The sequence below is a fragment of the Mangrovimonas spongiae genome, assembly GCF_003944795.1.
In the GTDB taxonomy this organism is placed as follows: Bacteria; Bacteroidota; Bacteroidia; order Flavobacteriales; family Flavobacteriaceae; genus Mangrovimonas; species Mangrovimonas spongiae.
In genome coordinates this window covers 387,328-401,466 of record NZ_RWBG01000003.1, presented here as the reverse complement: position 1 = coordinate 401,466, position 14,139 = coordinate 387,328, and the positions used below count along the sequence as shown (strand labels likewise).

The 14,139-nt window shown below is 31.9% G+C and carries 13 protein-coding genes; 4 read left to right on the top strand and 9 right to left on the bottom strand.

Going from position 1 to position 14,139, the window contains the following annotated elements:
* Positions 1-212: 212 nt before the first annotated feature.
* The 3 genes from EJA19_RS08880 to EJA19_RS08870 all read left to right on the top strand — a co-directional run bounded on the left by EJA19_RS08880 (position 213) and on the right by EJA19_RS08870 (position 2,323).
* On the top strand, positions 213-854 hold the full coding sequence (locus EJA19_RS08880; protein WP_125468009.1) for a hypothetical protein: 642 nt from the start codon (positions 213-215) through the stop codon (positions 852-854).
* A 164-nt stretch (positions 855-1,018) separates the two neighbouring features.
* The gene (locus EJA19_RS08875; RefSeq protein ID WP_125468008.1) at positions 1,019-1,510 is read left to right on the top strand and encodes a hypothetical protein; all 492 of its coding nucleotides are present in this window, start codon (positions 1,019-1,021) and stop codon (positions 1,508-1,510) included.
* A gap of 147 nt (positions 1,511-1,657) precedes the next feature.
* Positions 1,658-2,323: a hypothetical protein gene (locus tag EJA19_RS08870; protein ID WP_125468007.1), complete on the top strand. Its 666-nt coding sequence runs from the start codon at positions 1,658-1,660 to the stop codon at positions 2,321-2,323.
* A gap of 39 nt (positions 2,324-2,362) precedes the next feature.
* Here EJA19_RS08870 and EJA19_RS08865 read toward each other — a convergent pair whose 3' ends face one another.
* From EJA19_RS08865 to EJA19_RS08845, 5 genes are all read right to left on the bottom strand, one after another.
* Positions 2,363-3,328, bottom strand: a complete 966-nt coding sequence (locus tag EJA19_RS08865) for an IS110 family RNA-guided transposase (RefSeq protein ID WP_125468006.1) — start codon at positions 3,326-3,328, stop codon at positions 2,363-2,365.
* Between the two features lie 906 nt (positions 3,329-4,234).
* Positions 4,235-5,092, bottom strand: a complete 858-nt coding sequence (locus EJA19_RS08860; protein WP_125468005.1) for a nucleotidyl transferase AbiEii/AbiGii toxin family protein — start codon at positions 5,090-5,092, stop codon at positions 4,235-4,237.
* Positions 5,089-5,727, bottom strand: a complete 639-nt coding sequence (locus EJA19_RS08855; RefSeq protein WP_125468004.1) for a type IV toxin-antitoxin system AbiEi family antitoxin domain-containing protein — start codon at positions 5,725-5,727, stop codon at positions 5,089-5,091. Before EJA19_RS08855 ends, EJA19_RS08860 begins: the two co-directional genes overlap by 4 nt.
* A gap of 368 nt (positions 5,728-6,095) precedes the next feature.
* Positions 6,096-6,287, bottom strand: a complete 192-nt coding sequence (locus EJA19_RS12805) for a T9SS type A sorting domain-containing protein (protein WP_125468003.1) — start codon at positions 6,285-6,287, stop codon at positions 6,096-6,098.
* A gap of 207 nt (positions 6,288-6,494) precedes the next feature.
* On the bottom strand, positions 6,495-7,889 hold the full coding sequence (locus EJA19_RS08845; protein WP_125468002.1) for an RtcB family protein: 1,395 nt from the start codon (positions 7,887-7,889) through the stop codon (positions 6,495-6,497).
* A gap of 170 nt (positions 7,890-8,059) precedes the next feature.
* Between EJA19_RS08845 and EJA19_RS08840 the strand changes: the two genes are divergently transcribed.
* The gene (locus EJA19_RS08840; RefSeq protein ID WP_125468001.1) at positions 8,060-9,076 is read left to right on the top strand and encodes a helix-turn-helix transcriptional regulator; all 1,017 of its coding nucleotides are present in this window, start codon (positions 8,060-8,062) and stop codon (positions 9,074-9,076) included.
* 145 nt (positions 9,077-9,221) lie between these two features.
* On the opposite strand, the gene EJA19_RS08835 is transcribed toward EJA19_RS08840, so the two are convergent.
* From EJA19_RS08835 to EJA19_RS08820, 4 genes are all read right to left on the bottom strand, one after another.
* Entirely contained in the window at positions 9,222-10,028 is an 807-nt protein-coding gene (locus tag EJA19_RS08835) for a hypothetical protein (RefSeq protein ID WP_125468000.1), read from the bottom strand.
* A 64-nt stretch (positions 10,029-10,092) separates the two neighbouring features.
* Positions 10,093-10,257: a DUF1737 domain-containing protein gene (locus tag EJA19_RS08830; RefSeq protein WP_125467999.1), complete on the bottom strand. Its 165-nt coding sequence runs from the start codon at positions 10,255-10,257 to the stop codon at positions 10,093-10,095.
* Positions 10,258-10,400: 143 nt separating this feature from the next.
* Positions 10,401-11,645 (bottom strand): McrC family protein, encoded by a 1,245-nt coding sequence (locus tag EJA19_RS08825; protein ID WP_125467998.1) that lies wholly within the window; start codon positions 11,643-11,645, stop codon positions 10,401-10,403.
* Positions 11,646-11,647: 2 nt separating this feature from the next.
* Positions 11,648-14,122 (bottom strand): McrB family protein, encoded by a 2,475-nt coding sequence (locus tag EJA19_RS08820; RefSeq protein WP_125467997.1) that lies wholly within the window; start codon positions 14,120-14,122, stop codon positions 11,648-11,650.
* Between the last annotated feature and the right edge of the window lie 17 nt (positions 14,123-14,139).

Sequence of the window (14,139 nt, the reverse complement as noted above, 5' to 3'; positions counted from 1 at the left end):
AAAAAGCTAATGAGGAACGAATAAAAATGAAAATGCATTTATCTGAATAAAAAGTACGTATGCCAACACCGTGTATAGCTCATTGCGGCTGAATTCCTAATCGGAATTCATTGCAATTTGCTATCTTCGTTTTACAGCGGAAAGAATCCTGCGGATTTTTCCGCAACGAAATCATAGCCAATACCGTTGGCACACATTTGACAAAAAACCGAATGAGAGATATTTACGACTATATTCACGAGTATTTTAATAATCAAAAAAGATATTCTTTTCCATATGATAGAAAAACATTAAAAGAATTGACAGATTCAAATGGACTTTACGTCCTCTTTGAAAATGGAGAAAAGTATAATGGATTGGACAGAATTGTGAGAATTGGAAGTCACGATGGAAACGATAGGTTAATTAAACGATTAGGAAATCACTTTAACTCAAAATTGCACAGAGGTAGCGTTTTCAGAAAACATATTGGAAGATGCTTTTTAAATATCGCAGAAGATAATTATCTCGAACATTGGAATAGACCATTTAAATCAAGAGTCGAGAAAGAGATTCACGGAAAATATGTGGATTTGGAATATGAAAAAAAGTACGAGGACAAAGTTACGGAGCATATTCACAAGAATTTATCATTTGCTATAATTCCAAAAGTATATGACCGAGTAAAACGTGACCGAATTGAAGAAGGACTAATTTCATCTTTAAATCAATCCGACAAAAAAATCTGTTCTGAAAATTGGCTTGGAAATTATCATCCTGACAAAAGAATTAGAAATGCAAAAATCTGGAATATTGAATATTTAAAACACCAACCTCTAGATTTGAAAGAGTTTAAAGAATTAATTGAAAAATAAAAACGTGTGCCAACAATGTATAACCGCAATTACGGCGGATTCGACTACGTCCGAATCCACTCGGAATTGCTAACGTCAGTGCTTAACCGAAAATCATTAACTTTAATCCCGTAACTGACGGTTATACGAGACCGTTACCTGCAAGTTAAACCGACATTCTGCAAATGAAAATCATCTTTCAAGTCATATTATTTCTATTCTCATTTAGCTTCTGCTTTGCTCAAGAAATGACAAAGCGTGAATTAAAAAATATGATAAAGGAATCGAAATTGGAATATCGGAAAAATGGATATTCTTACTTTCCTAAAATACTGGCAAATAATAAAGACAGCCTGTTTTTTAAAGCTGACCGAATTGAAATTTACTCAAGTAATGCTATAACATCTGAAAAAGGAATCTGCCGAACGGTTGAATTAAAATTCTTGAAAAACAAAAAAGTGAATTTTATTGATTGCCAAACTTGTACTGAACCATCTTCGTGTTACGTGACAACTGACAAAAATGTTTACAAATACTATATTCAAGAAATTGAAAACGAATTATTTATTCTTTTCAAAAACAAATACTGCGAAATGAATTTTAAAATAATTTCTGCAAAAGAAAATGAACTGAATAACAGAAAATATCGTGAAATAAAATTAGAGCGAATTGAATAAAAACCAGCAGGTAACAATGTATAACCGCAATTACGGCGGATTCGACTACGTCCGAATCCACTCGGAATTGCTAACGTCTGTGCTTAACCGAAAATTATTAACTTTAATCCCGTAACTGACGGTTATACGAGACCGTTACCTACAATTATGAAAAACATTCCGTTACTGATTTTAACATTGATTTTAATTGCAAGTTGTAATTCAAAACAAACTTCATCGGAATTGGAAAAGCTGACTGAAAAACTGACCGAAAAAGAAAAGCAGATTTCGGATTTACAGACACAAATTGAGAATCTAGAGAGCAAACAAACTTCTGATTATTATCGTTTCGTGGAAACTTCGGACTCTGAAATAAATGTTACGGAAAAATTAAAAAGTGGAGAACGGAAATTAATTGACAAAAAGGATTTTAAAGACACTTTAGACATTTCAGACAATTTTTTCGTTTATAAGCACACATCTGAAATCACTCAAACGTCTGAATCGGAATTTGAATCAATATTGCGTGATTTTGACCAAGTTAAATCGGAATATGGAAATGACTTTTTTGTGAGAGTAATGACCTTTTACAATGGACAAAGTTTACCTCTCGAAACCGAAAATTCAAAAACAGATATTCATATTTTAATTCAACCAACTGAATTAGGTTATAAAAATAAAACATTCGTGATTTCGGACTTTTATGGTGTTGACTTAAAATCGCTCGAGAAAAATGAAAATAGTGTTGAACTGACTTTTGAACACGGAAAATTTCCGAGAAAAAAAGAATTAATAATAATAAAACCCGAATTAGTGAAGTTCGGAAAAAAATAACTGTAGGTAACAAAGAACTGAGTTAAAAAACAAGCAATTTTAAGCTAATTTAGAAACAAAGTTTTCATCATAGGGCAATCCACTTTTTACTATTGCAAATGCCTGTTTCAATAGTTTATTCGATACTGCAATCAAAGCCAGTTTTTTGCTTTTTCCCTTAGCCACGATCCTTTCATATAATTCCCTACAGGCTTTATTGTGCTTGCAGGCTGAAAAGGCACATAAAAACAATAAGTTCCTGAGCTTTTTATTACCAACCTTACTTATTCTACTTCTTCCTCTAACACTGCTACCAGATTCTCGAATTGTTGGTGTTACACCGACATAACTGCATAATTGACTAGCAGTCTCAAATTTTGAAAACCCATCGGAAACTACAATTAAGAACAAAGCTGTTTTAACACCCATACCTGGGATACTTTTCAGCAAGGTCAATTGGGATTGCTGCTCCTGTTTTACCAAAGCCAACAATCTTGATTCTAAAGACTCAACTTCTTTGTTCAAATGTCTTAAATTTCGCTTTAAAGATTGGTACACAAACCTCGATGGTATACCCAAGGCTTCCTCTCCTTTTAGCTTATTCTTGGTTGCTGTACGGTGTTTCATGTAACTATCCAATAGTCTAAACAACTGTAAACATTCAGCTTGAACCTCTGTTAGAGCATTGTACAAAGGAACCTCGTTCATCTGCCCATATTCGCTAATTGCTTTGGCATCACTCTTATCGGTCTTTACCTTAGCCAATTTCATCTGTATAAAACGCTTTACAGATAAGGGATTTACTACCGATACCAATATCCCTTGAGCGTGTAGGAACTGAGCTAAACGATAATGATAATAACCTGTTGCCTCCATAACTACCAAAGACCCTTTACTTATTTGTTTTAAAAACTTTTTAAAACCCTGATAATCATTTTTAAACTGGCTAAAGCCTGTTTCTGGGACATAAACATCAAAGACATCCTTGCTTATGTCTATTCCATAAATTTCTTTATATTTATTCATAAGAATTGAAATTTGGAAAGAACTCGCTACTAACGTTTCAACAACTTAAAATCGAGATCTAAGTCTCACAGAACTGAACGAAATCTTAGTAGAAAAAGAGAGAGGGTTATCATTGTTGTCGAAGTCAAGGCTTCACCGTGTATACTAACCTTATTTCTCTCTTTTGTTCTTTCTGATTTATACTCTAAATTTAATGGATTGTAAACTTAAGACGTGTATAGCTCATTGCGGCTGAATTCCTAATCGGAATTCATTGCAATTTGCTATCTTTGGTTTCGTTGCGGAATAATTCTAAATCAAAAAGAGTCACCTATTTCATCATAATACATTTTCTCTTTTAAGTGACTTTTGACCAGCGAGTTGTATCTACACCACCAGTGTAAATTTTAGGTTCATTGTAGTTGGGCTTCATAGTAAAATCATGTACTGAATCATGTACCTGCAATATAAAACTTAAAACTGAAGACATAAAAAAAAGGATTGTGAGAACACAATCCTTTGATTTTACTGGCCTTAGCCTTTGTAGCGGGAACTGGACTCGAACCAGTGACCTTCGGGTTATGAGTTTGAACCCTAAAAACGAAAACACGCTGATATTCAGTGTTTTACCCTCGCCGTTTTTCTAAAATCGTATGCACTTTCGTATGCAAAAATGTATGCAGTTTGGTGTTGTGGTTAAACATTAAAACTGAAAGATAAATATAGTGCTTTTTAGTTGACTTTTATGAACTTTTTAAAGACTTATTTCACCTGTTTTTTTGTTTCATCATTGCATCCAGACTAAAGCCCTTTCTTTCTCTTTAAAAGTATCAAATTAGACGCTTTGCAACTATGTTTTTGTTACTATAAACAACACCATTCTTGTGAGTGTTTTGTCTTCCTTAGCATAATAACACCGAAGGCTATTTAACTATTTTCAAACTTCATTTTGCTTATTAAATCTTTAAAATATTGTGGACTCCATATTTTTAACCCTTCGTCGTTTTTAATAAACCTAACAACATCATCTTTAATACTATCAAAAGATACAGATTCAATTTTCGCTTCTAGTAGTTCTATAACCTGTTCTTTAGAAATGTTGTCGTCTTCCCAGTCTTTTGTGTCTTTGGCTCTCGCTAAGAAATGATTAACATCTAAAGGAATACTTTTTTTAACATACCACTCTAAGTCATACCAATCTCTACCTTTTACTCTATTTTTCCATTTTCTAAACAACAGTGCATGCATCTTACCTGCAAACAAACTTGGTTTAGTAAAGCACTTTACATAAAAAGAAAATGGCCGAAGTAACAGTTTTTCTTCGGTTTCAAAATGTAATGGGGGTTGACGGTCAACCTCTATTTTAATTTTCAAAGTCTTATTGGAGCGTACTCCTGTCTCTTTTATGATGTCTTCGAGAATAATTTCTTGCCAAATTGTTTCGGCTTTTAGAAAAGCAGAATCAACAGCGGTCTGTTTTGTTTTCTTCTTTTCCTTAATACTAACAGTTAGCCCCAAAGAAGTAAACTCATCTTGTATGGCTTTAAAATACGGCTCTATTGAAAAATTAGCATCAGGATTAAGTAAAGAAAAGTCCAAGTCTTCAGAATATCTATCCAGCCCATAAAAAATTCGGAGAGCAGTACCGCCATAAAAAGCTGCTTTCTCAAAAAAATCAGTTCTTGACAAAGCTGCTAAAGTAATTTCTTGCATTATTTCTCTTAATGCAGATAATATTTCTTCTTCATTCTGAGGGTTATATTCTTCTATCCACTCTTTTATCATAATTTCATTAGTGTTTTAACAAGCATTTTTAAACTATTCTTTTTAGGTGCGTTTTCAATCCACATTTCCATAACCTTTGTATCTAATGTACTTAACAACTCACTATCTATCCTAAGATCCTCCATTAAAAACTCTTGTGTTTGCTTTATACTTCTAAGGTTAATTTTTGGTGTTAGCACAATTTTATCACACAAAGCCTTTTCTCGCGAGGCTATCAATATGGTTTGCTTAGGAGAGTATTCTATATTTTTTATACCATAGGTATAATAAGGCGTTTTTAATTGTTGATACCTGAACCGCCCTACTAAAGTTTTATATAATTTTGGCGTTTTTATGGTTACAGAGCTTATTTCATAGGCTTTCTCTGGTATCATATTCCAATAAGACAAAGCGGACTCTAAGGATACATAACTTGGCCCCCTAAGATGGTTAGCTATTAAAAATGGTTCTGGTGAGGGTAGGTTCATTTTCGGTCCAATTATATACAACCCTCTTCTAATAGAAATGAGTTCTTCACTTTTAAGCAACTCACTAATCTTATCATTCGGCCTTTTATAATTACTAAGTAATTCTAAAATTAAGTGTCTAGATATTGGAGCTTCTGCGTATTCTTTTATAATTGTTCTAAAATCCATCTTGTCATTATTACATATAATAATCGGATATAATCCGATTAACTCATTCAAAAATAACAATTATATGTAAAAAACAAGCTATATAATCGGAATAAATCCGATTATATAGTCAAATTACAACAATTTGATTAACATCAATAAGAAAATAAACTTTGATAAATTGCCCACTATTAATGAAGGTTTTAAAAACACACAAAAACTCATCGAGGGTAACTACAATTTTCACCGAGGGTGGCGACTTCATTTGTAGTCAAATCAACAACAAATTGACTACAAATGAAGTTTTCATATCTAATAACAAACATTTTTTATGTTGAACATTTATTATCACAATAACAAATAGCTAACAAGCTATATAAATATTATTGTTACATTTTTACCACCTTTTTAATTGTCGTCTTTAAACCTGTAGTTATTTGGAAAAAATATACCCCAGAACTTAACTTTACAAGCTGAGTTTTTATATGATTGTGTATTTGATACAATAAAACATATAATTCCTGATGAGTTTTTATATTTAACACAATATGATTTGTTAAAAAAAAATCTTGACGAAGCATATGAGATGCCTGATAAACTTGTAGCCTTGTTAATCAATTTTTTAGGTCAGAATAACGGCTCACTATCCAAAAGAGCTAGGCAAAAAGAATTTTCTTTACTGACAGAAAATGAAATTGAATCAATAGAAAAACTATACAAGGAAATATTTATTGATCATAATTAAACAACTCATTTTGCAGTCTTTTCAACCACAAAATGAGTTTCTGTTATTTATTCCTTCTTCTTCTTTTTTTTCTCCATGGTGCATTCACTTGCCAATCTCCTGCCATAATACATCCGTAAGGCAGAATCTCATCAACAATTTCACCTAATCCAAATTGTTCTATTTGAGAACGAACAGATGCTGCTGACTTATAAGCACTAGGTAACTCGGAAATATCAATTTCATTTGAAAAGAAACGAATATCTAAACCTTCTGTTTCTTGCTTAAAAATAATATCATCAGCTATATGCTCATTATTTCGCTTATGTTGTGACCTACTCATGTTACGACCAGCACCGTGTGGCGCAAAACCTAAATTAGTTTTTGTTGTTTCGCCTTCTACAATCAAAATAGGTTCTGCCATATTTAAAGGGATAATTCTTGGCCCTGTAATATCAGGCATATATTTGGGATCAAGTGGCGTAGCTCCTTTTGCATGGTAAAAAATATCTCCATCTTTAAAAACAAAATTATGCTCATTCCAAAATCTGTTTATGATTTTTTCACCCACTAAATCTGATGTAGACTTATGAATTATCTCATGATTCAGTTTTGTCCACTCTCTAATAAGCTGCAAAGCTTCCCAGTATAGTTTACCTTCTTCAGAATCAAAAGGAATCCAAGCATTTTGAGATAACGTATCAGGTGACAAATAATTCTTAAACTTGTTTGCTATGGTCATTCCTTTTTTATAAAGTAAAGCGCCTGGACCACGAGAACCATGATGTGTTACCATAACTGTGTGTCCTGTATTTTTTGATTTACCTACGTATAAAAAATGATTTCCATCGCCTTGGGTTCCTAAATGTTCTTGTGCCATAGACATACTCTTTTGATATCCTAAATATGGATTGTTTTCAAAAGCAGTTTTTAAGCTTTCAGGCATCTTAAACTGTTCTCCTCTTGCTCTACCACCTGGACCAAAATGCGTACTTGCATGAGCTGCGTCTAATATTGCTTTAGGTGAAACATTTCCAAAATCAGACAACATCACAGAGCAACAAATATCAGCACTATGCATTCCTGGATGAATTGCATTTTTAGTTGCAACTACACCTCCAACAGGAATTGTACCTAAAGGTCCAGCAGGACAAGCATCAGGCATTATTGCTCCATCAACAACAGTTGGTGTTCTCATAACTGCGTTCATCGTGGCAACAACTTTTTCTACATTGTCTTCTTCTAATATATGTTCTGCCTCAATATTTTTTGCAAACTTTTTAGGAACATCAAATAATGCTATTGGGTCTGGCAATTTAAATTGTTCTAAATAATTATGTAGAGCTTCTCCTTGTAGGCTATTGTCATTAATGTGCTGTAAAGCTTCTTTATACCAAGCGCCTGGAGGAAATCCCAAAGCTCTTATATCTTTTCCTGTAATTTTTGTTTCTTCATTCATAATTTAATGTTTTATTTAAGCTCCGTAATGTCCAAAACTGCATTACGGAGCACTACTTAAAAAGGCAATTCCACAACCTTTATTTAATTACGGTACAAACATCACATCAAACTACGCAATCTTTTTACGTAGTTTAAAATTAATAGTATTTTTATTGAAAATCGCTTATTATGGCTACCACTAAAAATGCCCTTATTAGATACAAAACCATTGACAAGTGCCTACAAAATCACTTTAAAAAGTGGACTTTAGATGACTTAATAGCAGCCTGCTCAAATGCGCTTTATGATTTTGAGGGCAGAAATATTAATGTGAGTAAGCGCACAATACAATTAGATATTCAGCTTATGAGAAGTGATAAGTTAGGTTATAACGCTCCTATTGAAGTATATGACAAAAAGTATTACCGATATGCTGAATCTGACTACAGTATAAAAAATACACCAATCACTAATGCTGATATGCAAGTACTTTCTGAAACCATAGAAATGCTTAAGCAGTTTCAAGATTTTTCACTGTTTAGTGAATTAAGCGGATTATTTAATAAACTAGAAGACCAAATACACACTCAAAAAAATAACAAACCAGCAATTATTCATTTAGATAAAAATGACAACCTAAAAGGCTTAAAATTTCTTGACGAACTTTACCAAGCGATTTTAAAGGAAGTTGTCTTAATTATTACATATAAATCATTTAAAGCTAGACACCCTAACATTATTGTTTTTCACCCTTACCTTTTGAAGGAGTATAATAATCGTTGGTTTGTTATTGGCAAGCCTCATGCTGAAGACAAATTGCTTACTCTGGCTTTAGACAGAATATTAGCATTAGATTACAATTTTAAACTCAACTATCAACCAAAGTTTTTAGACGCAAATTCTTATTACAAAAATACCATTGGTGTAACTGTAATGCCTGAAACACATCTAAAAACTGTGGTCTTCAAAATTGATTCAAAAAACGCTCCCTATGTCATAACCAAGCCTTTTCATAGTTCTCAAAAGTTAGTTGAGAAAAGCAAAAAAGGAAGCGTGATATTTTCTGTTGATGTACACATCAATTATGAGTTAGAGCGTCTAATTCTTGGATTTGGAGAAAGCATTGAGGTTTTAGAACCTAATAGTTTGCGCAATCGTATTAAACAAAAACTTAATAAAGCTGCTAAACAATATGCTACGAGATAAGCCTCTATCTCTTTTTATTTAGCATTATTATTCCTTTTTCAAAGGGTTTATTTAAATTAATCACAAAACAACTATTTTACCAACTTGAAACACCTCATGATATAGAGACGCTTATTGTTGATTTATTTATGAAAAAGGGGGATAATCAATAATCAAGCTCGCACTTCATTTTTTCAATTAAATCCCTAGACAAGCTATAAGGAAACTTATTTATAAAACTATAATAGGCAACCTTATTAATAGATGCCACTCCTTTTAAAGTCTCCTTATCAGAATCACATAAAACAGCAATATCTTCTTTAAAATAAGACAATGGGTGATTCAATCTATTTATATAGGTCTCTATATTCTTTTCAATATCTAATTTACCTTCTTCTTTAGCTAAAAAAAGGATTTCGAATATATGTACATATTCATTAAAAAAGACTCCTTGATTTCTAGTTATAGCTTTGGTAAACTCTTCTTTAAAAAGCCCTGTTTCATTTAACCATTTGTTAAGAGTTTTCTTGGTTGTACCAAACTCAATAGCAATATCGTCTTTGGAAATCGTAAACTGCTTAAATAAAGACATCATCAACTCATCATCTGTAAGTATCTCTCTTTTATTTGAAAATATCATTTTAATGAAAATAGACCTTAACCCTCTTTTATCATTAAAAATTTTATCAATACCTTCTTGATTGGTTATTAACTTTCTTAATTCTGGAGCTTTTTCTTTTACACTTTTAAAGCTTCTTATAATACTAGATATATTCTTGAAGTTTAGCTCTGAATACAAAGCATTGAAAAAGTCATAATTAACTTCTTTTTTAAATGCCACAAGAAACGCTTCTTCAGAATTAGTTTTATCTTTTAATTTCTGAATCTTACAAATGGCTTTTTCTTTATTACCATCTCCTAATAAATAAACAAGTGTGCTATCCAATAGCACACTTGCTCTCCTTTTAGGCAAAGAATCTATTTTATTTTTGGCCTTATTTAGCACACAGATAAATTAAACTTTAAAAATAAAAAAACTATTTAATTAATGCTTGTGTATAAGATATTTCAGCGCTACCTCCAAATTGTTTATCCCTACAAGAGCTAATTCCTCCCAAAGGCTTCCAACCATCTTGAATATGCTTATTAACAGCCTCAACTAAATTGTCTAAATAAACTTCTCTTAAAACTAAATATTCCATTTTCTAAAATTTAAATTGTTAATAGTGCAAACTTAAAACCTTTAAATATCATCAATCTAAATTCTCCCCGATGAAATGAATTTTTAATACAATTATGCCTTAAAACATATCAATGTAATCAATATTTTTCATGACAATTAAATTTAAATCTCAATAATTCTTAATATGTCTGAACCAATATCAGTGTTTAAATTTTTTCCATTACTATCAAAGACATCTACCATTCCTACTTTACAGAGGTGTTTCATATCACTAACTATGTCATTATCTTGTTTTGAATAATCATCAGTTTTATAGCCTATATAGGTGGTTCCACCACTGCCTGGGTATAGAAGCAATGCTTTTTCTGCATCCCAAAAACGACAATAGGCATACATTTGCCTTAAGTCAGAAATAGATGCAGAGTTATTTTTAGGTCGCTTCCATTTAGTATCTAATATATATGTTTTACCTTCATTTCTTAAAACCACATCTGGCTTTAAACTGTTACTGCCCCAAAATGATTTAGACTCTTGTCCTGAAACTGTAATTTCAGTATCAACACAAGCTTTTTGTAGTTGTTTTAAAATATACACCTCCCATAATTGATTCATATCAAATAATAGCGATAACATTTTCTCTTTACCACTAGAGATGTCAGGTGAATAATTAAGAATAATTAACCGTGCTATTTCCAAAGCGTCTTGATAAGCAGCTGTTTTCCTATTTAACTTTAACTTATTAAGCTGTGATGATGTAATTTTATTTTCAGTTACTTTTGGAAAATTAATAAGTATACGCTTAGTAAAATCATATAACCTAGTGCCTTTGGTAAACTGGTCGACTATATTTAAGGCACATAAAAGGACTTGATGTAAAATATGGTTAGTATCATAAACTTGATGCGTAGTATAAAAACGCTCTTTGTGCACCACATTATTTTTAATATGCCCTGCAAATTCAAGCTTTCCTTTTAATGCTTTCGTATTTTGAGTTTGCTTTCGGTATTGTTTAATTAATCCTTTTCTGATAAGGTTTTCAACTTCGGTTAAATACAGCTCAAAATACACTTCTAATAAGTTTAAATTTTGACGTTTAACGTTTGCTGCTCCAGATGACTGTGCTTTTAGTTTACCACAAGCATTAAGCATATTAAGGAGTACGCCCTTCCACTTCTTGTCGTCGTCATCCTTATCTGCTTTAGGATTAATTTCAATAATTAAACCATCTACTTGAATGACTCCCACATACTGATTGAATTTAATACCTTTAGCTATGGGTTCAAAATAATTCCCATCATGATACTCATTAAGTTTTAAAAGCGCATCAAGATGTGACTGTTTAAACCCTTTATCACCAACCTGTAAACGTTGATGTTCAAATACCTCTATGACATTTATTGGCTTCAAAATTAACTTTCATTTGTTTCCAGCAATTGCGCCACAGCACCTAAAATGGTAGATTCATCAACCGTAATCAACTTATATGTTGGCGTTATAAAATCTTCTTTCCCCTCATATTTAAACGTTGAAAATTTCAACTTTCTATTATCTTTTTCTTTCACGAAACCATTACCAAGCACAAGGCCTATTTTACCATAATCGCCATAGAAATATTCCTGTAATAGTGGGATAATTTTATTATTAAAGGCATTAGTAAGTTTTTCAGGTGTATCAACACCTACAAAATAAGAATGCCCAATGGTATGGTCTCGATCAATCAGTAATTCTATTCTTTTATTTATTACTTTTAGTACTTTGGAAAGTTTGACACCATCAACTTCCTCTTGGTCAATCACCTTGTAGTCAGGCATTTTTTCAACAAACTCAAAACGTCTTCTCAAAGCTGTATCTAATGCTTCAACAGAACGGTCTGCTGTGTTCATTGTGCCATAAATATCCATATTTGAAGGCACACTAAACTCCTTTTTTGAGTATGGTAATTTTATACTCATTTCATTTTTAGCACCGCTTCGTTTATCAGTTTCTATTAAAGTAATCAACTCACCAAAAATTGCTGACACATTACCTCTGTTTATCTCATCAATAAAAATTGCATATCTATTTTCAGGATCATTTTTGGCTCTTAAACATAATCGTTTAAAAACGCCATCTTCAATGGTATAACCTAAATCTGAAGCTTCTTCATCGTTTTCAGGAAAGATAGGCTTAATACCTTCGATAAAATCTTCGTAAGAAAACGATTGGTGAAAGGTAACAAAGTCGTAATGTTTAATAGACTTCGCTGCATTGACTTGAAAATTATCGACCTCATCTTTAATTTTATATATTTCAGGAGCCTGCTCTTTTAGCTCTACTTCTAACAACTCCCATGATTTATCTTGGGTTTTATCAAAAATAAGTGGCGCTTGACGTTGCTTATAGTTAACGCTAGTAGACTCTTCAATCGTGTGCATTTGCAAGGTTCCCCAAATAGTGGCTCTAACATTTTTAGACTCGCTAAGACTGGCTTTTGTTGCCACCCACCTATTGTCTAGAATATCACTCACTTTTGATTTGCCATTTTCTATTAACGCCAAAGTAATGACTTGCCACCAAGTTAAATTTGTAATAACTTCTTCAAAGTATTTTTCTTTTGAAATAGATTCTTCTTTTAATGTATACTTATCAAACAATTGTTCTTTTAGAAAATACGTTTTTCCTGTGCCTGGTGGACCATACAAAATTTGGTTTTGTGATGCTTTTATTACATCTTTTTCAATTGTTGAGTTATCAGACATCACAAACTCGGTATTAAAATAAGGTTTAAAGAAAATTGTATTTGCTTCTTCAAGATCGTTTGTCTTGATTTCTGCCAATGTTGTATTACCACTAGGAAAATGACTTCTTGTATCTTTTAACGCTTTAGGATTTTTTTTAACAGGTGGTTTAATGAGTTCTATTTCTCGATACAACCAACCATCATCGTCTACAATATCTTCTGGTACATAACCATATTCATTAGAGATTATTTTGGCTATCCCAATAAGCTCATTAGAGCCTAAAGTTATATACACATAGTCTCCTTTTTTAAGTTCATTCTTAAAATGTTCTGCTTGTCCCTTTCCTGTAGTTTTATAGATGCAAATCCAATTATTTCCTTTAAACGCTTCAATTATTGGTCTGTACTTTTTTGCTTTAAAAGAGCCATGAGACATCTTATATAATCTACTACCGTTTAAATGTATTTTTGTAGCGTTAGAATAATCAGGCACATCATTAATTATCATTTGCTTTTCTGTCGCAAAGTAATTTAATAAATCTTTATAGCTAAACTCATTAGCTTCAACTTGCTGTCTTGGCTTAATGTATCTTTTTTCTGAATGTTTATAAATACCATAGTTTACTTTACCCTTATGAAACTCGATAAATATTTGCAAGCTTGAAGATTGATTGTCTTGTGCTTTATTATAAATAGCCACCCAAAACCTATCACTACCTTGTTGTCTTGGTCCTTGAAAATCGTATTTTGTAACTTTAACCTCATCTGTTAAACCAAGATTTGTAATAAGTTGATCTATAAACTGTGATACAAATTCTCTTTCTGGGTTGTGACCATAAAACGTAATTGGCGGATAAAATATAGAAAACAACTTGGTGTATGCTTGAAATTGATTTTCTTTACCTTGCTTATGTTTTTCTATTAAACTATATAAGTCTTCTACTGTATATGTTTTATTATTATAAAGGTTTTGTATTAGTTCTTTTCTAAGATCTATAATAACGCCTTTTCTGTTTTTATAATAGTCTATACATTGTTTTAATTCTTCTTTTGGCACTCGGTTTAAAGCGTTTACAATAGCTTGATCATCTTCATAGTATTGCTGTACTTTTTTAGAGGTATCGCATAACAGCTTTATACCTTGGTTTATTTGTTCTGTGGTCATTATTGATTAGCTTATTT